Below are 23,283 nucleotides of genomic sequence, written 5' to 3' on the forward strand. Positions count from 1 at the left end.
TGAATCCTTTAGAATGAGTGCTGCAGTTAGAAAATACTAACTGCAGCATTTTCAGTTTGAGGAGGATCTATCATGAAAAAGAAAAAAATTATGAACCTGTTTTTGGCAGCAACATTGGCATTTTCCATGGCAGCCGGATGCGGAAATTCCGGTAACGGGGCAAATGCGGACACTGGTGATGCGAGTACAGAGGCAGCCGGAACTTCGGCGAGTGTAGCGGAATCAGAGAGTGCAGCAACAGAAAGCACAATGGAATCAGAGAGCATAGCAACAGAAAACACAGAGGTATCAGAGAGTACGGCAGCAGAAGAAGTTGCAGATGCGACGGAGACAGCGGATGACAGTCAAACAGCAGAGCAGCTTCTTGTTGACCTGACGGGTACATATCAGGAACTCTGGCCGGTGATCCTTTCAGATGAGTATGAAAAACTCTGGATTGACAACTGTGGCGAGCTCGTTGGTGAGGAAAATGCTAAGGCAGCGTATGAAAAGCTGGCATCTATGGTTAGTGGAGAGATTTATGGTGAGAAAGCTGTGGAAGCCTATACGGATGGCAATGGAGTTTATGACTGTTCTTTCACACAGGGTGTAGACACATTGGAATTTGACGGTGATTCTTCGATGATCAAGGGTTATGATAAAGACGGAAAAGAATTGTTTGCACATACCTATCACTATGTAGGCATGGAAAAGATCCGTGGTCTGTACGAGTATGAGAGCGATGATGCTGATTCCGGAGAGTTTACTTATTTTTGCATCGCGCCGGATACTTCCGATACGACCTATCATATTGAGTTACGTTATGGCAGCGATCTGGATGCATTAGGTCAGTATGATGCCGGAGATTATGCTTACTGGCTTGCTTCCGGTATTTCAACGGATTATGATCAGACGATGATCGAGAACTGCATTCAGTTATTCTGTACAGAAAATTTGTCTGAGTAAAGAAACACGGCAGAATCATTTTCGGCAGGAATCAGGAAAGTGTCGGATTCCTGCCAGTTTTTAGATAAGGAGGATATTTTTTCATGAAAAAGAATTCTGAGATATCCAGAATGTTTCAATATGCCGGAAACCGCCACTGGCTGACAATCGCAGGTATGATCTTTGCGGGACTGAGTACGGTGTTGTCCATGATCCCGTTTGTCTGTATATGGTTTGTTGTCCGTGACATGTTAAATGCGATGATGGAAGGAGATATCAGTCTTGCTTTCCATAGCAGTACTTATGCGTGGTGGGCAGTTTGTTTTTCGGTCTTAAGTATTTTACTTTATTTTATTGCACTGTGCTGTTCGCATCTGGCGGCATTCCGCACTGCAACAAATATGAAAAAGGCAGCTATGCATCATATCGTCACACTGCCGTTAGGATATTTTAGTGCAAATGCCAGTGGACGCCTAAGGAAAGTGATTGATGACAATGCAGGACTGACTGAGAATTTTCTGGCACATCAGCTTCCTGATCTTACCGGGGCAGTGGTGATGCCGGTCGCAGTGTTCGTGCTGATCTTTGTTTTTGACTGGCGGTTAGGTCTTTGCTGCATGGTTCCGCTTGCCATCAGTCTTTTCTTTTTAAAGCAGATGATGGGTGGCGACAATGCAAACTTTATGGAAGGTTACATGACAGCACTTGAAACCATGAATAAGGAAGCCGTCGAATATATCCGTGGAATCCCGGTTGTAAAAGTGTTCCAGCAGACGGTCTATTCCTTTAAAAATTTCCATGCAGCGATCGGGGAGTACGAAAAATATGCTTCCGGGTATGCGTTAAAATGCCGTATCCCTCTGACCGGTTTTCAGGTTGCATTAAATGGCACATTTATCCTGCTGATTCCGGTTGCGTGTATGATTATGACGGGAGTAAGCGGTCAGGCTGCATATCAGGACGTTATTTTGGATTTCCTGTTTTACAGTCTGTTCACGCCGGTCTGCACAACGATGATGAACCGTGTCATGTTTGCCAGTGAGCAGTTGATGGCTGCAAAAAGTGCAGTGATACGTATTGAGGAAGTGTTAAAAGAACAGCCGTTAGCGGAGCCCTCCAACCCAATGCAGCCGAAAGATGCTTCTGTAGCATTTGAAAATGTGTCATTCTGTTACGCAGAAACAAAAGAAAAAGCACTCGACCAGATCACATTTGAAATCCCAGAAGGAAAGACGGTTGCGCTTGTGGGTGCATCAGGCAGTGGTAAATCTACGGCAGCAAAACTGATCCCACGGTTTTATGATGTGACGGATGGAAGTGTCTGTGTAGGAGGCGTTGATGTCAGACAGATGGATAAGAAAACCCTGATGAACCAGATCGCGTTTGTATTCCAGAACACAAAACTATTTGGGGATACTCTGCTTGAAAATATCCGCGCTGCAAGACCGGAGGCAACACGCGAAGAAGTGATGTGTGCCGTGGAAGCTGCCCAGTGCAGAGAGATCATTGACCGTCTGTCGGACGGGATTGATACGGTTGTGGGAAATGGCGGCACTTATTTATCCGGTGGAGAAAATCAGAGAATCGCATTAGCGAGAGCGATTTTAAAGGACGCTCCGATCATCGTCTTGGATGAGGCGACTGCCTTTGCAGATGCGGAGAACGAGCATCAGATACAGCTTGCTTTTGAAAAACTGACAGCAGAAAAAACGGTTCTCATGATCGCACACCGTCTCTCGACGATACAGAATGCGGATCTGATTTTAGTGTTTGATGGAGGAAAAATCATTGAGCGCGGCACACATGATTCACTGCTGGCTGCAGGCGGCAGATATGCGTCCATGTGGAACGATTATCAGACCTCGGTTCATTGGAAAGTCGGAAAGGAGACGAAATAATGACAAAATATTTTCAAAACAAATATGCATTGAGTAAGCAGGGCGCAAAAGACCTGTGTAAAGGAATCCTTTATTCAGTTCTGGCTTATGTCAGCCTGATGCTTCCGGTTGCACTGCTTGCATGTGTGCTTGATTCTTTCCTTATAGCATTGTCCTGGGACAGCGGGCAGGGTGGAAATATTTTACTGTACACGGTGATCGGAATCGTCATTTTAGCAGTCATATTTGTGATGCATTATCTGCAGTATACACTGACCTATATGGGAACCTATCAGGAGAGTGAACGCCGCAGGATTTCAATCGCGGAAAAGTTAAGGACGATGCCGCTTCGGTTTTTCCATGAGCGTGATCTGTCTGATCTGACGAGTACGATCATGGGGGACTGCGCAGGTTTTGAACACGCATTTTCGCATACCGTACCGCAGTTCTGGGGTTCGATCCTGTCGACTGCGATCGTGTGCATCGTGCTTTTGATCTATGACTGGAGAATGGGACTTGCGCTGCTTGGGGTAGCGCCGGTGGCGTTTGCAATCGTTCTTTTTTCCAGAAAGCTGCAGACAAAGCAGGGGCAGAAACATATCGATGCAAAACTTGCACTGGCAGATGGAATACAGGAATGCTTAGAGACGGTGCAGGACATTAAGGCGTGCAATCAGGAAACGGTATATCTGAAAAAGCTGGATGAAAAAATGGATGCCGCGGAAAAGGCACAGATCTCTTCGGAGATGGTAACGGCAAGCCTTGTGACCACAGGGCAGATGTTTTTGCGGCTTGGACTTGCGACGGTCATTGTTGTCGGAAATACTTTGATGATCAACCATCAGACCACACTGTTTTCCTACATTTTATTCCTGATCGCAGCTTCAAGACTATATGATCCACTTTCCGGGGCAATGGCAAATATGGCAGAGCTGTTTTCCGTGGATCTTCAGGTAAAGCGCCTGAAAGAAATCCAGGATTATAAAGAGGAAAATAAGAAGAAAGAGTATCAGACAGACGGCTATGATATTACATTCGACCATGTAAGTTTTGCCTACGAACCTGGCAAACCGGTGTTGCGGGATGTTTCTTTCACTGCAAAACAGGGACAGGTAACAGCCCTTGTCGGACCGTCCGGCGGGGGAAAGAGTACGGTGGCAAATTTAGCGGCTGGTTTTTACGATGTGAACGGTGGAAAAATCACACTTGGTGGCACGGATATTGCACCGATCGATTCAGTTGCCATGATGAGAGATTTTTCCGTGGTATTCCAGAACGTAGTTCTTTTCAACAATACCATTATGGAAAATATCCGTATAGGGCGCAAAGATGCGACCGATGAAGAGGTGATCGCTGCTGCAAAGGCGGCGCGCTGTCATACGTTTATTGAAAAACTGCCGGACGGCTATCAGACCGTGATCGGAGAAAACGGCTCCACACTTTCCGGTGGCGAGTGCCAGCGTCTTTCCATTGCCCGTGCACTTTTAAAAGATGCGCCGGTTATTCTGTTAGACGAAGCGACAGCGTCCCTTGATGTGGACAATGAGACAGAGATCCAGGAAGCGATTTCTAAGCTGATAAAAGGAAAGACAGTCCTTGTCATTGCACACAGAATGAGAACCGTTGAAAATGCAGACAAGATCGTTGTCCTTGACGGCGGTGTTGTCGCAGAGAGCGGAACACATGCTGAGCTGATGAAAAAGAACGGACTTTATGCAAGACTGGTGGAGCTGCAGACAGCTTCGGCGGACTGGAAGCTGAATGGCAGGTAAAAGTTGAACTGAAAAACGATAAAATCATAAGAAAGACAGGTTCTTTTAGAGGAATTTTTAAGATGCCTGTCTTTTTTATGGGGATAGAGGGGAGTGCAATCCATTATTTTATGTTATACTGTGTCAGGAAAGTTTTTTGATTCATAGGATTCGGGTGTCAAAAGGTGGCTTCCAAATTTTTGATTGTCAAATTGTACAAAGCCGGGGCTGTTTTGTTCCGTTGTCCGAAAATAAGAAAATCTAAGTCTGCCTGTGTTAAATTCTCTCAAAGTGACGTGTACGTCTTAAACTCGCGCCAGTTATGGCACGATGACGTCCATGGGACATTAAGACTTTTGCTGCCGTCCATGGCAGCAAAACACTGCGCATCGACAGGCAAACTAAGATTTTCTAATTTTCTCTCCAAGTCACAAAAACAGTCTCTGCTTTGTGCAATTTGCCAGCCACTAAATTAAAATCCACCTTTTGACACCCGAATCTTCATAGGAAATTACGTCCTATGACTCAAAAAGCCCTACGGGCGGGATGCGCTCTTCGCGGAGAAGAGTTTGCTGTAAACAGCACCGCTCGGGCGCGAAAGAGTCGCAAGCGACTCTTTGTTCTGTGAGCAGGATAAGACGAATAAATAAGGAGTACCATCATGGAAACCAACCATAATGAACCAAAATATATCAGGGTAAAAGGGGCGAGAGTCCACAACCTGAAAAATGTAAATGTGGATGTCCCCCTGCATCAGATCGTGGGGGTCGCAGGTGTGTCAGGTTCCGGCAAATCTTCGCTGGCACTTGGTGTTTTGTATGCGGAAGGATCCAGACGTTATCTGGAGTCACTTTCTACCTATACAAGAAGGCGCATGACAGGAGCAGCGAAAGCACAGGTGGATGAGGTGCTGTATGTCCCAGCGGCTTTAGCACTTCATCAGCGTCCGGGAATACCGGGGATCCGCAGTACCTTCGGGACAGGAACCGAACTTTTGAACAGCTTAAGATTGATGTATTCGAGACTGGCATCCCACAGGTGTCCGAATGGACATTACATAGAGCCTACGTTAAAAGTAGCGGCGGAGCAGGAAATCTTATGTCCGGTGTGCGGGGAAAAAGTACATGCGCCGGGTGCGGAAGAACTTGCCTTTAATTCACAGGGGGCATGCAAAAGATGTGGCGGAACGGGAAGTGTGCGGACGGTGGACATAGATTCGCTGGTACCGGATGATTCGATCAGCATTGATGAGGGAGCAGTTGCACCGTGGAACAGTCTGATGTGGTCACTGATGACGGATGTCTGCCGTGAGATGGGCGTGCGCACGGATGTCCCATTCCGGGAACTGACGGATGCAGAGAAAGAGATCGTCTATCACGGTCCGGCTGAGAAAAAACATATTTTTTATAAGGCAAAAAAATCCAACCAGGCGGGTGAACTGGATTTTACCTATTATAACGCTGTGTACACCGTGGAAAATGCGCTTGCAAAAGTAAAAGATGAGAAGGGCATGAAGCGTGTGGAAAAATTTTTAAAGGAAGATATCTGCCCGGAATGTGGCGGCAGCAGGCTTTCTGAGACTGCGAGAGCACCGAGACTTCGGGGGATAGGTCTGGATGAAGCCTGTAAAATGACCTTGAAAGAACTGGTGGACTGGGTGGCAGGAGTGCCGGATTCCCTGCCGGAAGAAATGCGTCCCATGGCAGAATCCATCTGCGAATCGTTTCAGACTGTTGCAAAAAGGCTGATGGATTTGGGACTGTCTTATCTGTCGCTTGACCGGGCGGCCTTTACATTGTCGACCGGAGAGAGACAGCGGATGCAGCTTGCCAGAGCTGTGCGAAACCGCACGACAGGCGTTTTGTATGTGTTAGATGAGCCTTCGATCGGTCTGCACCCGTCGAATATCAAAGGGCTTAATGCCGTGATGCATGATTTGGTCGCGGACGGCAATTCCGTTCTTCTGGTAGACCACGATACGCAGATATTATCGGAGGCGGACTGGCTGATCGAGATGGGACCCGAAGCCGGTGTGGGAGGCGGATATGTGATCGCGGAGGGCAGCATTCCGCAGATTATTTCCAATAAAAAATCCATGATCGGTCCTTTTCTGGCGAAAATGGCAGATATGCGTGTCCGCACGCAGGCAGGGGAAGAGGAAGTTTTTGCGTTGGGAAAGCTGCATTTATCTACGGATCATATTCATACGGTAAAGCCATTGGAGGTGGATATTCCAAAGGGAAGGCTTACCGTTGTGACCGGTGTGTCCGGTTCCGGGAAGACCACGATGGTTTTAGAAAGTCTGATTCCCGGACTGGAAGCTTCTTTTCGCGGAGAACATCTGCCGAAACATGTGAAATGTATTTCGGCGGAAGGGATTTCCCATGTGAAACTGATAGATGCCTCACCGATTGGAATCAATGTCCGGTCAACGGTGGCGACTTATGCCAATATACATGATGAACTCCGCAAAATTTATGCAAAAACAGCGGATGCAAAAAATCGGGAATACAAAGCAGGGGATTTTTCCTACAATACCGGAAAGCTGCGCTGCCCAGTCTGTGACGGAACCGGGCAGATCAGTCTGGACGTACAGTTCTTACCGGATGTGGACATCCCCTGCCCGGAGTGTGGTGGGTCGAGGTATGCGAAAGAGGCATGGGAGATCGGCTATGAAAATAAACAGGGAAACAGGTATTCCCTGCCGGAACTGATGGAGATGGATGTCAACACGGCGCTGCAGGCGGTCACAGATCTGAAACTGGTGCATCAGAGGCTTAGTGTTCTGAAAAATTTAGGACTTGGTTATCTGACACTGGGTGAGGAGACACCGAGTCTTTCCGGTGGCGAGGCACAGAGACTGAAACTTGCCAGTGAAATGGGAAAAGGACAGTCGGATTCTGTCTTTGTGTTTGATGAGCCGACCATCGGACTGCATCCGTTGGATGTACAGACGTTACTTGGCGTATTTCAGGCGTTAGTCGACAACGGGGCGACCGTGCTTGTCATCGAGCATGATCTGGATGTGATCCGAAATGCAGACTATATCATTGATATGGGCCCCGGCGGTGGAGAGGAGGGCGGCAGAGTGGTCGCCTGCGGGACACCGGAGCAGATTGCAGCAAATGAAAAGAGCGTTACGGGAAAATATCTATAAAGAACAGGGGTTGTGTTTCTCATTCATTTCTGCTACAATGACCACGTCATTTTTAGATATATCAAAATTCAAATTTTAATGGAGGTGAATTTTCATGGACAGTTGCGATAGCGTAGGACGAAGTAAAATATGCGATGTACGAAGATGTAAAAAGAGAATGTGGCTGTCTGTGAGAGTCTGACCGCCATATTCTATATTGTTGTGCACCTTTTATACATCGCATCAGAGGATCCTTGCAATCACAATGAAGCGATGTATTTTTATGCCCATTTCAGGCGAAAAGGAGGTCACAATGAGAAAAGTATTAATCCCGAAAAAAGACTATGTAAAAGAACTGATAAAGATCATCCGTGTTACAAAAGATGAGCAGAAATTACGGAATCTGCTGTCAGATTATCATGAGAAAGATATCGCGGAGGCGATCACATTTCTGACGGAGACTGAGCGGAAGCATCTCTACCATGTGCTCGGTTCTGAAAGGATCGCAGAGATATTTTCCTATTTTGATGATGCGGAAATGTATTTGGAGGAACTGTCTTTAGAGCAGGCAGCAAAAGTAGTTTCCTACATGGATGCGGATGATGCGCTTGATGTGTTAGATGATCTGTCCGAGTCAAAGAAAAACGCGATCGTGAGTCATCTGGATGCAGACGCACAGAAAGATGTGCAGAAACTGCTCTCCTATGAGGAGGATGAGATCGGAAGCTGCATGACGAACAACTTTGTCTGTATTTCAGAGAAATTGTCCGTCCGGGAAGCGATGAGCGAACTGGTCCGTCAGGCGGGGGAACATGATAATATTTCAACGATCTATGTTACCGATGAAGAGGAAAAGTTTGCCGGTGCGATCGATCTGAAAGATCTGATCATTGCAAGAGAAAACACACCTTTGCAGGAAATCATAAGCAGTTCCTATCCATATGTGTATGAAAATGAAAAGATCAGTGAATGTGTGGAAAAGATTGCAGATTATGAGGAGGATTCCATTCCGGTATTGACGCAGGAGAAAAAGATTGTGGGTATTCTGACTGCGACGGATATCGTCGAGTTAGTAGATGATGCGATGGGAGATGACTACGCAAAACTTGCAGGTCTGACCTCCGAGGAGGATTTAAAGGAACCGACGATTGTGAGCATGAAAAAGAGACTGCCATGGCTGATCATACTGTTGTTCCTTGGGATGGCAGTGTCCTCTGTTGTCGGAATATTTGAATCTGTGGTTGCAGTTCTGCCGATCGTGATCTGCTTTCAGTCGCTGGTGCTTGATATGGCAGGAAATGTTGGTACGCAGTCGCTTGCAGTAACGATCCGTGTACTTGTGGACGAGGATTTGGATACCAGAAAAAAACTGGCTCTTCTCGGAAAAGAAATGAAGATCGGCTTTTTAAACGGAGCGAGTCTTGGCGTCATGGCACTTGTATTTCTTGGCATTTACATCCACCTGTTCAAAAAATATGCCTGGATGTCAGCATTCCTGATCTCCGGATGTGTTGGGATTTCTCTGGTCGTTGCGATGGTAATCTCTGGTTTTGTAGGTACGATCATCCCGATGTTCTTCCACAAGATCCATATTGATCCGGCAGTTGCATCCGGTCCGCTGATCACGACGGTGAATGATCTGGTTGCAGTGATCACTTATTATGGATTGGCGATGGTATTTCTGATCGATATTTTTCATATTTAGGAGGAACGGAGATATTATGAATACACAAAATTTAAGAACCCTTTTTCCAACTGTAACGAAACAAAAAATACTGAATCTGTCATATGGCGAGGGAGAACATTATACAGTGCTTCCCATGATTGCAAAAAAAGAGGATACATTTTATCTGTGGGAAATTTCAGCCATGTCGGAACAGGAATATGAACACAGAAACAGAACATACAAAGAAGCGAAGACAAACCGGGCAGAGTTAAAGCAGAATCTGGAAGAAGCAGACCAGGTGTGGATCGAAAAAATTGTAAGCGGTGGCTGCTGTTTTGAGACCGCTTCAGCAACAGGCACCTGTCTTGGCGAGAGATATAATATAGAGGAACAGATACAGTTTTTATATATGCTTGGACAGGGAGCGGAGTTAGGGGAGTTAGAACAGGTGGAGCTTGACAGGCTGTTTATCACCTGCTATGAACTGACGGGAAAAGACGGGCAGGAATTGTCCGAAGAAGCATTCTGGAATATGGGAAATGAGGATGTTACGGTTACGCTGTCAGAACAGCACCGATCTGTTCTGGTACAAAAAAGATCCCGCTTAAAGACGGGGGAATATACAAAACCCAAAGTGCTCCATCTGACCGGAGAGGCAGAAAGCAGTGTTTATATTCATGGCATCCGTTTCCATGATGTCTGGAAAGAGGCAGAGACACGTTTTGAAGATAAACACTATCTGGAACATTTCAGCAAAGAACAGATTGCACAGATGAAGAACGAATTTATGGAACTTCTGCCGCAGATATGTCCCAAAGGCTGTGTCCTGCCCATGATCGAATATGAGTGCGACAGGGATTATCAGATGCAGTTTTACACGACGGAATATCTGAAACGCGCACCAAAGCATCATTCTACGGCATTATTTTTAGCGATGCGTCCGGACACGCAGATCGGACCGATGGGATACAAAAACAGGGTATGCCAGTTAGAAGCAGTGGAGGAAGGCTTTGAGGGGGAGATATCCGTTGAATTATTTTTGTGTCATAAAACAATACCGGGAGAAGAGAAAAAAGCAAGGCATTAATGCAAATTTTGTGTTATCATGAGTGCAGGTGAAAGAAAGCAGGAGTGGAGATTTTTATGACACAGACTCATATAAATATTGCAATGTTAGCACATGTTGACGCCGGAAAGACGACATTATCAGAGGCGTTATTATATAAAAGCGGCAGCATCCGCAAAGCCGGACGTGTGGATAATAAAGATGCATTTTTAGATACAAATGAAATGGAAAGAAACCGTGGAATCACGATTTTTTCCAAACAGGCAGTTTTTTCCTATGGAGGATGTGAATTTACGCTGTTAGATACACCCGGACATGTGGATTTTTCTGCGGAAATGGAGCGTACCTTGCAGGTGCTTGACTATGCTGTGCTGATCATAAGCGGGGCAGACGGTGTGCAGGGACATACGAGGACATTGTGGCGGCTTTTAGCGCGTTACAATATCCCGGCATTTATTTTTGTCAATAAGATGGATCAGCAGGGAACAGACCACGACAAATTATTGGCACAGATCAAAGATACATTGGGCAGTGCCTGTGTGGATTTTTCAAAAAATACAGATGGAACATATCTGGATGAGGATTTTTATGAGAACGTGGCTGTCTGCAATGAAAAAGTCTTAGAAACATATTTAGAAGGCGGCAGTATCGGGGAAGAAGATATCCGTCAAATGATACAGAAAAGGGAATTGTTTCCATGCTTTTTTGGTTCAGCACTTAAGATGGACGGGATTGACGAGCTGCTGGCGGCACTTTCTGAATATACCAAAATTCCGGATTATCCGGAGAAGTTTGGCGCAACTGTATTTAAGATCACGCGCGACGCAGGGGGCAGCCGCCTTACGCATTTAAAAGTCACAGGTGGAACATTAAAGGCAAGAAATCTGCTGACCGGATATAAGCAGAATAAGGAAGATGATATCTGGGAGGAAAAAGTAAACCAGATCCGCATTTATTCCGGTGAAAAATTTGAGACCCAAGATGAGGTAAAAGCAGGAACAATATGTGCTGTGACAGGGTTATCCTATACTTATCCGGGAGAGGGACTCGGAATCCAGACGGAGTCAGAACTGCCGATTTTAGAACCGGTGCTGACATATGAACTGATCCTGCCGGAGGGGGTACAGCCACAGGCAATGATGCCGAAACTTACGATGTTAGAGGAAGAAGATCCGGAGCTTCACATTGTGTGGAATGAACAACTGCAGGAGATCAAGATACAGATCATGGGGGAAGTGCAGATCGAGATTTTAAAAGCACTGATCTTTGAGCGTTTTGGTGTGGAGGTGGAATTTGGCACAGGAAAGATCCTTTACCGTGAGACGATCGCAGATACCGTGGAGGGAGTGGGACATTTTGAACCACTGCGTCATTATGCGGAGGTACATCTTTTGCTGGAGCCGGGAGAAAACGGCAGCGGTCTTACCTTTGCAGCGGATGTCAGTGAGGATATGCTGGCAAGAAACTGGCAGAGACTGGTGCTTACCCATTTAGAGGAAAAAGAACATGTCGGTGTGCTGACAGGCTCACCGGTTACAGATATGAAGATCACGTTGGTTGCCGGACGTGCACATTTAAAACATACAGAGGGCGGCGATTTCAGACAGGCTACTTACCGTGCCTTAAGGCAGGGATTAAAACAGGCACAGTCCGTTCTGTTAGAGCCATGGTATGATTTCAGGCTTGAACTACCGAATGAATGTATTGGACGTGCCATGAATGATATCGAAGGAATGTCAGGTAAATTTGATGCTCCGAACCGGAACGGAGAGATGGCAGTACTCACAGGGATCATTCCGGTTGCATCGATACGTGATTATGCAAAAGATGTTATGGCATATACCAAGGGACATGGAAGCCTTACCTGCACGCTGCACGGTTATCTGCCATGCCATAATACAGAGGAGGTTGTCGAGGCGCTTGGTTATGATTCAGAGCGTGATCTGGCAAATCCGACAGGGTCTGTATTCTGTGCCCATGGAGCAGGATTTGTTGTCCCATGGGATCAGGTTATGGATTATATGCATTTGGAAAGTGTGCTAAAGCCGGCAAAAGAAACAGAGGAATGGCAGCCAAAGCAGGTTTACATGCAGCAGCAGAGCAGGGAAGAAGAATGGATTGGCACGGATGAGATTGACAGAATCTTAAATCAGACATACAATGCTAATAAACGGGAAAAATCTGCTCCGGGACGCAATGTCTGGAAAAGGTCAGGAGGGAGCAGTGCAAATGTACCGCCGGTGACAAGAACTTATACGCCGCCGCTGTCGGAAAAAGAATATCTGCTTGTGGATGGCTACAATGTCATTTTTGCATGGGATGAGTTAAATGAACTTGCCCGTGATAATGTAGACGGGGCGCGTGGAAAACTTCTCGATATTATGTGTGATTATCAGGGTATGCGCGGATGTGAGCTGATCGTGGTGTTTGACGCATACCGTGTGCAGGGGCATAAGACAGAAATGTTTGATTACCACAATATTCATGTGGTTTATACGAGAGAGGCAGAGACTGCCGATCAGTATATCGAGAAATTCGCACATGAAAATGGCAGAAAATACCGTGTGACGGTTGCGACTTCGGATGGTTTAGAGCAGATCATCATCCGGGGAGCCGGATGTGTGCTGATCTCCGCAAGAGAGCTGGAAAAAGAGATCGCACGCAAACGCGGGGAAATGTTAGAGACATATCATGCAAAACGTGAGCCGGAGAAGAAGGTACATATGGCAGAGCATATTTCTGCTGAGGTAGCAGAAGCAGTCAGAAAAGCGGATCAGTGTGAAAAATAACATTTTTCACAGGTAAGATTTGTGCTTATGCATCAGCTTGATATGCGCAGGAATGGAGATTCTCATGAATAAAAAGGAAGAAGTAAACTTTACACAGTCCGGATTTTTAAAGATCGATGGGAAAAAAAGAGTGTCTGTGAGATTTGAACGAGGAAGTGATATTGCAGAAGGCATGGTTCCGCCGGGAAAAATTACAAAGAATCATGGATTTTCCGATAAGGAAGTAGCAGGATTAGAAGTCTATCTGGAGATGAACTGTGATGAGATCTACAAAAAAGCGAAGGAAATTGGTAAATTTACCAACTTACTATAAAAGAATATTTCCATTATTATTCGCATGGATGATCCTGCTTACGACCTGTGTTGGTAGTCAGTCGGATGCCTTTCAGATGATATCAATCGAAAAGGCGTCCGGTCAGACTATGTTCTCAGGCGAGCGGCTGGCAAAAACGTATGATGCACTGTTAGAGACAGCCAGAGGACGCAGCGAAACATTAGAGAGTGGGAGGGCAAAAGAGTTTGCATCCGTAAACTGGCGCAGAATGGCAGGCGTTACAATAAGGATTCTGCTTGTCATACTCCCAGCGCTGATTTTGCAGTTTTGGAGCATCTGGTACCGCAGGGCTGATGAGATCGTGCCGCGTGGACTGCTCTTAGTAAAGTTTGTGAGGAGGGCGGACGGAAAAAAGAATGGCATTTTAGCTCTCATGAAATAAAAAATAAAAATATTATTTTATGAGAGGTAGAAAAAATGCAGATTCTTATTTGGGTTATGATGATCGTTGGTGGTGCCGCAGGACTTTTGTCCACGGCTTATCTTGTTTTGGCTATGCCGATAATTCTGGTGTGGAAGATTTTCCGCAAGGTGAAATACCATATAGCGATTTGTGACTGATGAAGTGGATTTAAAATAACGGACCAAAATGCCAAAATCCTGTATTTATGCAGGATTTTGGCATTTGTTTTGTGAAACTATTGTGCTGGACAAGAAGAACTTATGCGATTCTTTTGTGAAGAAGCAGATTATAGTATGAACAATCAGAAAAATCCGATTGGGATTCTTTCTAATTGGATGGAGATGAAACTTTGAAATTTCGAATGTGCATATAGACAGTATTTTTTGAAATATTTAACTGGTTGGCAACTTTGATCACAGCATCTTTAAGATTAAATATGCCTTGTTGATACAGACGGAAAATAATTTCTTTATTTTTATTGGAAGAAGAAATGCCGGGATCATTGTATACGGATTCTTTGGTTTCTGTAAGTGAAAAAAGTATCAGGTCATCAATATTGTCTGAAAAAGTTTCAGAGGAAGCCTGTGTTACAGAAGAGGAGTCCTGTGAAGGAAGCATTCCTTGCAGAAATTCGGAGAGTGGCATTTCCATATGAAAATTTATGCAAAGTAAACCGATAATCCGGCCGTGTTCGCCTGTAATAGGAATTGTACAAGAGCGAAGCATTGAATCAGAACTGCTTTTATTGAAATAAGGAGAAACAGTACGTGAAGGATCCTGTTCAAGCTCCCCTAACATTTTTAAAGCGAGATCGGTAATGGGAGAGCCTTCTTTCCTTCCAGTAAAATGTCCGTTGATGATTTTTATGACAGAGTGATCAAGACTTTCTAAGCTGTGAAGTACTAATTCGTATCCGTCACCAAGGTATGCACCAAGTCCGTTTAACATGAGTGCATAAGAGTTAAGAATTTGTCGGTCTGTTACAGTAAGTTTTAAAAAAGGATTATCCATAATAAATACCTCTTTCTTCATAGTTCATATCATTTGTGTTTACTGGTTCATACAATCATGCATGAACTAAAATATATTTTATCATAAAGTAAAGTTTGATACTACCTTAATCATTATAAGTAAAAAAGAAATAATGTGCAAGAAAAAAATGAATAAAAGTTTATTAAATGAATAAAATTCTATTGACTAAAATATATTTTATTGCTATAATCAAATTATCAAAAAATAAAGGAGATGGATGAAATGATAAAACAAATTTTTACAAAAAATGCTCCGGAGGCAATTGGATGTTATTCACAGGCTGTACAATACGATAAACTTTTGTTCAGTTCAGGACAAATTCCTGTAAATCCGGAAAATGGGGAAATTGTTTCTGGAGGTATTGTTCCTCAGGCAGAACAGGTTATGGAAAATATTGGGGCTATTTTAAAAGAGGCCGGAACGGACTATCGTTCGGTTTTAAAAACAACATGTTTCTTGAATGACATGAAAGATTTTGCTGCTTTTAATGAGGTATATGCAAAATATTTCACAGACAAACCGGCAAGATCTTGTGTAGCAGTAAAAACACTTCCGAAAAATGTATTATGTGAAGTAGAAGTAATTGCGGTGGTGAAATAGAGAAAAACAAATGAAGATTAGCTGGAAAAAATGTATCCAGCCATGAGGAGGATTTATCTATGGGTAATCAAAAAGTGAGAGAAAAGAAAAAACCAACATTTTTTCTGGCAGTACTTCCTATTTTAGCGATGATTTTACTGCTCGGAGTTGGTTATGCAGTTATGGGACTGAGTCCAGAGGTACTGATGCTGGTTTCGGCGGCAGTGGCGGCAGTCATTGCTATCGCGTTGGGATATACATGGGATGATATCATGGATTCTATTGTTGGTAAACTTTCAAAAACAATGCCGGCAATATTTATTTTAATCATTGTTGGTTTTTTGATTGGTTCGTGGATGATTGGTGGAACAATCCCGATGATGGTATATTATGGACTTAAAATTATAAGTCCCCGGTACATAGCGGTTACATCATTTCTTGTTACAGCGGTTGTATCAGTTTGTACAGGCACATCGTGGGGTTCAGCCGGAACGATAGGAGTAGCTTTGATGGGAGTAGCAGCAGGTATGGGGGCTCCACTTCCGATGGTAGCAGGTGCAGTGGTATCAGGAGCATATTTCGGAGATAAAATGTCTCCGTTGTCAGATACAACGAATCTTGCACCGATTGCAGCAGGTTCGAAATTGTATGATCATATAGGGCATATGTTTTATACGACAATTCCGGGATGTATCATTTGTATTATTGTATATACAATAGCCGGTTTTTCAGCAGCAGGTGGAGGTACTGTGGCAACACCGGAAAAAGTAGAAACAATATTGACAACATTAGAGAGCCTGTTTCGGTTTAATCCGCTTGTAATATTACCGCCACTCATTGTTTTATATGGTTCAATTCGAAAGAAACCGACGATCCCGGTCATGTTGATATCAAGCGTTGTTGCGTTTTTTAATGCGACTGTTTTTCAAGGATTTTCCTTACAGCAGTGTTTTACGGCAGCAATCAGTGGATTCAGTCTTGACATGGTAACAAAGACAGGGTTTGATGCAGCAGCATTGATACCAGATATTCCAAGACTTTTAGAGCGTGGTGGTATGATTTCCATGTTAAACACGGTTTTGATTGCATTCTGTGCGTATGGATTTGCAGGAACGCTGGCAGTAACGGGATCATTAGATATTGTTTTAAACAAGTTGATGAAAACAGTAAAAACGACTGGAGGATTGATTGTTGCAACGATTGTTTCATGTATTACGGCTGTTTTTGTGACGAGTAACGGTCAGTTATCCATTTTAATACCGGGAGAAATGTTTGCAAAAACCTATATCAAAAAGGGATTACAGCCTAAGAATTTATCAAGAACTCTGGAAGATTCTGCAACAGTTGTAGAACCGATTGTTCCGTGGACAGCAGCAGGTGTTTATATGGCAACAACACTTGGAGTGCCTACATTATCCTATCTTCCTTGGGCTGTTATTTGTTACACAGGTGTTATATTTGCGATTATATGGGGATTTACAGGCTTTGGTATTGCAAAGATAAAACCTGGGGATGAGTATTATGATGAGTATCTGGCACTTCAGAAGGAAAATGAAACAGTATAACCAATATGACGAGGAGATTGTATATGGAAACACAGTATGATTTTGATGATATAGTGAATCGTAGAAACACAAATTGTGGCAGATGGGATACCATGGATAAAAAATATGGGACAAGAGATATGATTCATTTGGGTGTTGCTGATATGGATTTTCGGGCACCTGTTGAAATCAGAGATAGTCTGCATAAAATTTTGGATATGGGTGTTTTGGGATATACCGATTTAAGTGATAAATTTTTTCTCAGTATTCAAAGATGGTATAAAAAACAATACAATATGGATATCCCTAGAGAATGGATCGTTTTTTGTCCAAGAATCAATATTGCATCCAGTATATGTGTGGAAACATATACAGAAAAAGGTGACGGTATTATTATGCATACACCTGCATATGGTCCATTGCAGAATTCAATTTTAAAAAATAACAGAAAAATGCTGTCCAGTCCGCTTAAAAAAAATGGGGAACATTATGAAATGGATTTTGCGCAAATGGAGTCAATGGTGGATGAACATACTAAAATGATGATCTTGTGCAATCCGCATAATCCAACAGGACGGGCATGGACGAAAGAAGAATTGGTGCAAGTTGCAGACTTCTGTAGAGAACACGATCTGATTTTATTTACGGATGAGATTCATGGTGATCTGATGAAAGCGGGAGTGAGACATCAGACAGCGTTGGATGTTACAGAAGAGATGAATGACAGACTGATTTTAGCAAGTTCGCCGACAAAGACATTTAACATTCCTGGAGTTATTGTTTCCTATATGATAATTCCAAACGAAAAATTAAGAAAAGAGATAGAGGTTACTATTGATCGTATTGGGATGCATAATCCGACAATTTTTGCAGTAACTGCGGTAGAAAAGGCATATACAGAATGTGATGACTGGTATGAGGCTGTCAAAAAATATATAGATGCGAATGAAGTGTTTACAAGAGATTTTTTCGCAAAACATTTTCCAGAATTTCATGTTTATCCGAGAGAAGGAACATATCTGCTCTGGATAGATTATCAGAAAACCGGACTAACCGAGCAGAAATTAGAAGAGTGGTTTTTGAAAAAAGCAAATGTGTCAGTTTATATGGGAAGTGTATTTGGGGAAGATGGAAGAGGATGTATAAGGCTGAATCTGGCATCACCAAGGAAGGTATTGGATGAAGCATATAACCGGATGTTGAAAGTCTGGAAAGAATGGTAAATGAGAATAAAAGGCTGGTGTTCTATAGATGAGAATGCCAGCTTTTTGCGTGCATCTGGGAATGTACTGATTTTACGATTAGATTATGAGAGGGGAGAAAACTGGTGTAAATACGGTGGGGATATGGTACAATAAACGGGTATTGAAAGATTAAGAACAAATATACAACCAGATCTAGTACAGGTCAGGTCTATACAGAAAAATAAGGCAGATATTATCTCCCGGAAAGGAGACTGGCAGATGAATGATGCATTGAAAATTGAAAATAATGATATTATGAACAAATTTCAAAAAACGGAAAATATCTTAAATGATGTTCAAAATATCATAGAAGTTTCACAGAAAGAAGCCTATCGTGCAGTTAATACAATATTGTCACAGAGAAACTGGCTGATCGGGTATCGGATCGCAGAGGAAGAACTGGCGGGTGAAGATCGTGCAGAGTATGGGGTAGAGATTATCAAAAAATTGTCAAAAGAACTTACAGATAAATATGGAAAAGGTTATGACAGAAGTAATCTTTATCATTGTGTACGATTTTATAAAGCTTTTCCAGAGATTGTCGACACACTGTGTCGACAATCTAATATTAGACTTTCATGGTCTCATTATAGAACTTTATTACAGGTGCATGATAAGACAGCGCGTGATTGGTATGAAAAAGAAGCATATGAGCAAATCTGGAGTGTGCGTACTTTACAGCGGAATATAGATACACAATATTATTACAGATTACTGCAGTCGAAAGATAAAGATGCTGTAGAGCATGAGATGCAGGAAAAGACGTTTGAGTATCAGCAGGACAAGTTAGAATTTATAAAAAATCCAGTTGTGGTAGAATTCTTAGGATTGACATTGGACGCTTCTTTTAATGAGACAAAATTAGAATCGAGCATTATCTCAAATTTGCAGAAATTTCTTATGGAAATGGGAAAAGGCTATGCGTTTGTTGCAAGACAACAGCATATTCACACTGAGAAACAGGATTATTTTATAGATTTGGTATTCTATAATTATATTTTAAAATGTTTTGTATTGATTGATCTGAAAACAACCAGAATTACCCATCAGGATGTAGGGCAGATGGATATGTACATTCGCATGTATGATGAATTAAAAAAGTCACCGGATGACAACCCTACGTTAGGCATTGTTTTGTGTTCGGAAACAGATGAGGATATTGCAAGGTATTCTATATTGCATGGAAATGAACAGCTATTTGCCAGCAAATATAAATTATATCTGCCAACGGAAGAGGAATTGCGAGAAGAAATAGAAGCACAAAAGGCGGTTTTTTATTTACAGCAGAAAGAAACGGAAAAGCAAAACAAGGAGGAAAATCCTCTGCTCCTGCAAAGGCAGTCGCATTTTGCTCCGCAAAACAAGGAGGATTAAAATGCTTCCACAAGCGTTTTTAAACAGAATGGAATCAATGCTCGGAAATGAATATCCGGCATTTTTAGAAAGTTATGACAAGGATAAATATCAGGCATTACGGTTAAATAGTATCAAGGGAGATACTGCGCAGATGAAGGAAAAAGTACCTTTTTCCCTGCAGCCGATAGCCTGGGCGAAAGATGGATTTTACTATGAAAAAGATGACACTCCGGGCAGGCATCCGCTTCATGAGGCGGGCGTGTATTATATCCAGGAGCCGAGTGCCATGGCGCCGATTTCCTATCTGATGGAAGATTTTGATGTGGTGCAAAAAGAAGCGGCAGACTGTCAGGAACGGATCTTAGATTTGTGTGCGGCTCCTGGCGGAAAAAGCACACAGATCGCAGCAAGAATGCATGAAATGTACACATCAGGGAAGTGGAAGGAGCAGGGACTTCTCATCTGCAATGAAATCCATCCGGCACGCGCGAAGATTTTATCTGAGAACGTGGAGCGGATGGGGATTGCAAATGCAATGGTGACGAACGAGACGCCGCAGCGTTTAGCGGAGGGGTTCGAGGATTATTTTACCCGTATTCTGGTGGATGCGCCGTGTTCCGGGGAAGGCATGTTCCGCAAAAATGAGGCGGCATGTGAAGAGTGGAACCCTGAGAATGTCAGCCTTTGTGCCGAAAGGCAGGATGGAATTTTAGACTGTGCGGCTTCAATGCTTGCACCGGGCGGCAGGATTGTGTATTCGACATGTACGTTTGCGCCTGCGGAGAATGAGGGCAGTATGACACGCTTTTTGCTGCGTCACCCGGAGTTTCATATTGTGGAAGTGAAAAAGGCAGAGGGTATGTCGGCAGGAGTACCGGAATGGGCTTATTTCGGGGAAAAAATGGGACAGATATTGCCTGAGATTGCACAGACGATCCGTCTCTGGCCACAGCATCTGAAAGGAGAGGGCCACTATCTGGCTGTCCTTGAAAAAGAGGGAACACTAAGACAGGGTTATTGCCGGAATGGGGAAGAAAAAGGAATCCCTGCAAAAGATCTGAAAGTACCGGGCAAAGGAATCGTGGAATTTTTGGATTTTGCGAAAGATACATTAGATCCACAGACATTAGACGGACTGGAGAAAAATGGTACATATCTGAAATTTGGAGATCAGCTTTACCTTGCACCGAAAGGTATGCCTTCTGTAAAAGGTCTTAAAGTCCTGCGACCGGGACTGCATCTTGGAACGGTAAAAAAGAACCGCATGGAGCCGTCACATGCGCTTGCACTGGCACTAAAAAAAGAACAGGTGCGCTATACGGCAGATCTGGCTTCGGACGGAGAGGTGATTCGTGGTTATTTAAATGGCGGAACTTTTTCTTATGAGGGAGAAAAGGGATGGTATCTGATCATGGCAGACGGATTTAGCAGCGGCTGGGGAAAACTGGCGGGTGGAATCATGAAAAACCACTATCCGAAAGGACTTCGAAAAATGTGGTAGTGTGAAAATGAGATTTTTGTCGGGGCAGAATGCCATTGTGCAGGGTGGAACGCTGTTTCAAGGCACTTTACAAGCAGAAAAATGTGATTGATGCTAGAATTTATTATAATAGTATCGTTATCGTTGATTATATGGAAAGCGAAGATGTTTATGAAAAAGAAGACAATCATTCTGCCGTTACTTGTATTTTTGGTGGGAATCAGTGTTTTAATGGGAACGGTGTACAGCGTAAGGGAAAATCAGCAAAAACAAAGCCGGTCAGCTGCAGAATTAAATGCCATGACATATGCGGAACGCATGAAGACGGAAGTCATGGGAGGAATAGGAATTACGGATACACTCGAACAGATTTTAATCAGTGAGGATGGGAAATTTGAAAAATTTCAGCAGATAGCCGGGAATCTGATGAGCGATTCCATTCAGAGTATTCAGCTTGCGCCAGATGGCGTTGTGACGGATATTTATCCGGAAAAAGGAAATGAGACAGGTAAAATTGATCTGCTGAATGACAAGAATCGTGGGGAAATCGCCCGTTATGCGAGAGATCATTAGATGACGGTTATGCAGGGACCGTTTCAGTTAAAACAGGGGGGATATGGAATTGCGGTAAGAAATCCGGTGTATCTGGATCAGAAAGACGGACAGGAAACTTTCTGGGGATTTACGATCGTGATCATTCGTGTACCGGACATTTTTGCGGACTCGGTAAAAGCACTTTCGGATTTTGGCTATCAGTACCAGCTTTCAAAGACTGTTTCTCCGTGGGAGATGTCCTACGAATATGTCTATGGTTCCGGGAAAAAGCTGACCAATCCGGTGTCCTACGTTTTTGATATGGGAGGAAATCAGTGGAAGCTTGAGGTAATGCCAGAACATGGATGGTACAATATATATTTGTATGAAATTCTGATTGGTGGAACGCTGATCGTACTGCTTTTGACAGGGCTCACCAGGACACTCTTAAATCTTGATGAGCATCGTAAAAAATTCAAAAAACTTGCGGTGACAGATCCACTGACCGGAATCTATAACCGCCATGGATTTGATGAACTGGTGGAACGGTATCTGAAACAAAATACGGAGAATCATTGTGTCGGGGTGCTGCTTGATATTGACGATTTTAAATCTGTCAATGATATGTATGGGCATGCTTCCGGTGACCGTGCTCTGCAGATTCTGGCAGAGAGCATGAAGAAGTTCTTTCCGGAAAAGGCTGTGCTTGGACGTAATGGAGGCGATGAATTTTGTATTTTTCTCCCAGATTGTACATGTGGTGAAGTAAAGGAACAGATGGAGCAGTTTACGAAGCTGGTAAGAACTTTTCCATATGAAAGTGAGCAGGAAAAGTTCAGTATTTCTCTTGGTTATGCGGAGTATCCGCGAGATGCGGAAACTCTCGAACAACTGATGCACTGTGCGGATACTGCTCTCTACGAAGTAAAACTGCGTGGAAAACAAGGGTGCATGGAATACCGGGAAGGACTTCGCCTGGAAATCCGGACACAGCTTGGGTTTGTGCTGAAAGATGTCTCAGAAAATCTTCCGGGAGCTTTCATTATATACAGAGCAGATCATGAGACAGATGAAATTCTGTTTGCAAATCGTGAGATGATCCGTCTTACCGGATGCAGGACGATGGATGATCTGCTTGCTTATACGGACAGAAGCTTCCGAAATCTTATTTTAGAAGAAGAAAGAGATGCAGTGGAGCAGAGTATCTGGCAACAGATCAATGCGGGGCATGCCAACGATTACGTGTATTTTCATCTGGTAAAAGCGGATGAAACCAGTCTGCCTGTGCTGGATCATGGAAGAATCGTAGAGAGTGGGCGTTATGGAAAGATCTTTTATGTACTGCTTATGGATCAAAAATCAATGAAATGGCATTATGGCGAGAAGTATTAAATGTAATCATTACAATTACATCGGCTTTCTGATATGATTACTGCCAGAGAGAGGTGTTTAAGCAGTTTCAATAAAAAAAATAATGCAGAGATGTATATTCATTTACGGATACACATCTCTGCATTTTGTTTACGATCATAGCTATGTCTGCGCAGGATACAATCTATGATTCTGAA

19 protein-coding genes are annotated in these 23,283 nt (G+C 43.5%); 18 read left to right on the plus strand and 1 reads right to left on the minus strand.

Annotated features, from left to right (window positions below):
• Positions 1–72 precede the first annotated feature (72 nt).
• From ACDD58_RS12040 to ACDD58_RS12085, 10 genes are all read left to right on the plus strand, one after another.
• Positions 73–945, plus strand: coding sequence for a hypothetical protein (locus ACDD58_RS12040; protein ID WP_241070950.1), 873 nt, complete (start codon positions 73–75; stop codon positions 943–945).
• 83 nt (positions 946–1,028) lie between these two features.
• On the plus strand, positions 1,029–2,822 hold the full coding sequence (locus ACDD58_RS12045; protein ID WP_370777659.1) for an ABC transporter ATP-binding protein: 1,794 nt from the start codon (positions 1,029–1,031) through the stop codon (positions 2,820–2,822).
• Positions 2,822–4,573, plus strand: a complete 1,752-nt coding sequence (locus ACDD58_RS12050; RefSeq protein WP_186899472.1) for an ABC transporter ATP-binding protein — start codon at positions 2,822–2,824, stop codon at positions 4,571–4,573. Before ACDD58_RS12045 ends, ACDD58_RS12050 begins: the two co-directional genes overlap by 1 nt.
• A 640-nt stretch (positions 4,574–5,213) precedes the next feature.
• Positions 5,214–7,709: an excinuclease ABC subunit UvrA gene (locus ACDD58_RS12055; protein WP_370777662.1), complete on the plus strand. Its 2,496-nt coding sequence runs from the start codon at positions 5,214–5,216 to the stop codon at positions 7,707–7,709.
• 262 nt (positions 7,710–7,971) lie between these two features.
• Complete coding sequence (mgtE, locus tag ACDD58_RS12060) at positions 7,972–9,393, plus strand: magnesium transporter (protein WP_186899470.1); 1,422 nt, start codon at positions 7,972–7,974, stop codon at positions 9,391–9,393.
• A gap of 16 nt (positions 9,394–9,409) precedes the next feature.
• Complete coding sequence (locus ACDD58_RS12065) at positions 9,410–10,441, plus strand: hypothetical protein (protein ID WP_370777663.1); 1,032 nt, start codon at positions 9,410–9,412, stop codon at positions 10,439–10,441.
• Positions 10,442–10,497: 56 nt separating this feature from the next.
• Complete coding sequence (locus ACDD58_RS12070; RefSeq protein WP_186899468.1) at positions 10,498–13,209, plus strand: translation factor GTPase family protein; 2,712 nt, start codon at positions 10,498–10,500, stop codon at positions 13,207–13,209.
• Between the two features lie 64 nt (positions 13,210–13,273).
• Positions 13,274–13,522: a hypothetical protein gene (locus ACDD58_RS12075; RefSeq protein WP_117918567.1), complete on the plus strand. Its 249-nt coding sequence runs from the start codon at positions 13,274–13,276 to the stop codon at positions 13,520–13,522.
• 76 nt (positions 13,523–13,598) lie between these two features.
• Complete coding sequence (locus ACDD58_RS12080; protein WP_243096641.1) at positions 13,599–13,925, plus strand: hypothetical protein; 327 nt, start codon at positions 13,599–13,601, stop codon at positions 13,923–13,925.
• A 35-nt stretch (positions 13,926–13,960) separates the two neighbouring features.
• Positions 13,961–14,104, plus strand: a complete 144-nt coding sequence (locus tag ACDD58_RS12085; RefSeq protein WP_006858593.1) for a hypothetical protein — start codon at positions 13,961–13,963, stop codon at positions 14,102–14,104.
• Between the two features lie 169 nt (positions 14,105–14,273).
• Here ACDD58_RS12085 and ACDD58_RS12090 read toward each other — a convergent pair whose 3' ends face one another.
• A complete protein-coding gene (locus ACDD58_RS12090; protein ID WP_022112282.1) occupies positions 14,274–14,957 on the minus strand; it encodes a transcriptional regulator in 684 nt (227 codons plus the stop codon).
• Between the two features lie 243 nt (positions 14,958–15,200).
• Here ACDD58_RS12090 and ACDD58_RS12095 point away from each other — a divergent pair, with 243 nt between their 5' ends.
• The 8 genes from ACDD58_RS12095 (at position 15,201) to ACDD58_RS12130 (ending at position 23,107) form a co-directional block, all read left to right on the plus strand.
• A complete protein-coding gene (locus ACDD58_RS12095; protein ID WP_370777668.1) occupies positions 15,201–15,578 on the plus strand; it encodes a RidA family protein in 378 nt (125 codons plus the stop codon).
• 59 nt (positions 15,579–15,637) lie between these two features.
• Complete coding sequence (gene nhaC / locus ACDD58_RS12100) at positions 15,638–17,122, plus strand: Na+/H+ antiporter NhaC (protein ID WP_370777669.1); 1,485 nt, start codon at positions 15,638–15,640, stop codon at positions 17,120–17,122.
• Between the two features lie 23 nt (positions 17,123–17,145).
• Positions 17,146–18,324: a MalY/PatB family protein gene (locus tag ACDD58_RS12105; protein ID WP_015522323.1), complete on the plus strand. Its 1,179-nt coding sequence runs from the start codon at positions 17,146–17,148 to the stop codon at positions 18,322–18,324.
• A complete protein-coding gene (locus tag ACDD58_RS12110) occupies positions 18,325–18,459 on the plus strand; it encodes a hypothetical protein (RefSeq protein ID WP_006858626.1) in 135 nt (44 codons plus the stop codon). It begins immediately after the preceding gene.
• Positions 18,460–18,564: 105 nt separating this feature from the next.
• Positions 18,565–19,719: a YhcG family protein gene (locus ACDD58_RS12115; protein ID WP_370777671.1), complete on the plus strand. Its 1,155-nt coding sequence runs from the start codon at positions 18,565–18,567 to the stop codon at positions 19,717–19,719.
• 1 nt (position 19,720) lies between these two features.
• Positions 19,721–21,202: an RsmF rRNA methyltransferase first C-terminal domain-containing protein gene (locus tag ACDD58_RS12120; RefSeq protein ID WP_370777673.1), complete on the plus strand. Its 1,482-nt coding sequence runs from the start codon at positions 19,721–19,723 to the stop codon at positions 21,200–21,202.
• Positions 21,203–21,352: 150 nt separating this feature from the next.
• Positions 21,353–21,754: a hypothetical protein gene (locus ACDD58_RS12125; RefSeq protein WP_370777675.1), complete on the plus strand. Its 402-nt coding sequence runs from the start codon at positions 21,353–21,355 to the stop codon at positions 21,752–21,754.
• A complete protein-coding gene (locus ACDD58_RS12130; protein WP_370777677.1) occupies positions 21,755–23,107 on the plus strand; it encodes a diguanylate cyclase domain-containing protein in 1,353 nt (450 codons plus the stop codon).
• Positions 23,108–23,283: the final 176 nt, after the last annotated feature.

The sequence above is a fragment of the Roseburia sp. genome (assembly GCF_041325975.1).
GTDB classification, from domain to species: domain Bacteria; phylum Bacillota; class Clostridia; order Lachnospirales; family Lachnospiraceae; genus Roseburia; species Roseburia rectibacter.

Coding starts and splice junctions, on each gene's coding strand:
- ACDD58_RS12040 (WP_241070950.1), top strand. CDS start 73: ATGAAAAAGAAAAAAATTATGAACCTGTTTTTGGCAGCAACATTGGCA.
- ACDD58_RS12045 (WP_370777659.1), top strand. CDS start 1,029: ATGAAAAAGAATTCTGAGATATCCAGAATGTTTCAATATGCCGGAAAC.
- ACDD58_RS12050 (WP_186899472.1), top strand. CDS start 2,822: ATGACAAAATATTTTCAAAACAAATATGCATTGAGTAAGCAGGGCGCA.
- ACDD58_RS12055 (WP_370777662.1), top strand. CDS start 5,214: ATGGAAACCAACCATAATGAACCAAAATATATCAGGGTAAAAGGGGCG.
- mgtE (WP_186899470.1), top strand. CDS start 7,972: ATGCCCATTTCAGGCGAAAAGGAGGTCACAATGAGAAAAGTATTAATC.
- ACDD58_RS12065 (WP_370777663.1), top strand. CDS start 9,410: ATGAATACACAAAATTTAAGAACCCTTTTTCCAACTGTAACGAAACAA.
- ACDD58_RS12070 (WP_186899468.1), top strand. CDS start 10,498: ATGACACAGACTCATATAAATATTGCAATGTTAGCACATGTTGACGCC.
- ACDD58_RS12075 (WP_117918567.1), top strand. CDS start 13,274: ATGAATAAAAAGGAAGAAGTAAACTTTACACAGTCCGGATTTTTAAAG.
- ACDD58_RS12080 (WP_243096641.1), top strand. CDS start 13,599: ATGATATCAATCGAAAAGGCGTCCGGTCAGACTATGTTCTCAGGCGAG.
- ACDD58_RS12085 (WP_006858593.1), top strand. CDS start 13,961: ATGCAGATTCTTATTTGGGTTATGATGATCGTTGGTGGTGCCGCAGGA.
- ACDD58_RS12090 (WP_022112282.1), bottom strand. CDS start 14,957: ATGGATAATCCTTTTTTAAAACTTACTGTAACAGACCGACAAATTCTT.
- ACDD58_RS12095 (WP_370777668.1), top strand. CDS start 15,201: ATGATAAAACAAATTTTTACAAAAAATGCTCCGGAGGCAATTGGATGT.
- nhaC (WP_370777669.1), top strand. CDS start 15,638: ATGGGTAATCAAAAAGTGAGAGAAAAGAAAAAACCAACATTTTTTCTG.
- ACDD58_RS12105 (WP_015522323.1), top strand. CDS start 17,146: ATGGAAACACAGTATGATTTTGATGATATAGTGAATCGTAGAAACACA.
- ACDD58_RS12110 (WP_006858626.1), top strand. CDS start 18,325: ATGAGAATAAAAGGCTGGTGTTCTATAGATGAGAATGCCAGCTTTTTG.
- ACDD58_RS12115 (WP_370777671.1), top strand. CDS start 18,565: ATGAATGATGCATTGAAAATTGAAAATAATGATATTATGAACAAATTT.
- ACDD58_RS12120 (WP_370777673.1), top strand. CDS start 19,721: ATGCTTCCACAAGCGTTTTTAAACAGAATGGAATCAATGCTCGGAAAT.
- ACDD58_RS12125 (WP_370777675.1), top strand. CDS start 21,353: ATGAAAAAGAAGACAATCATTCTGCCGTTACTTGTATTTTTGGTGGGA.
- ACDD58_RS12130 (WP_370777677.1), top strand. CDS start 21,755: ATGACGGTTATGCAGGGACCGTTTCAGTTAAAACAGGGGGGATATGGA.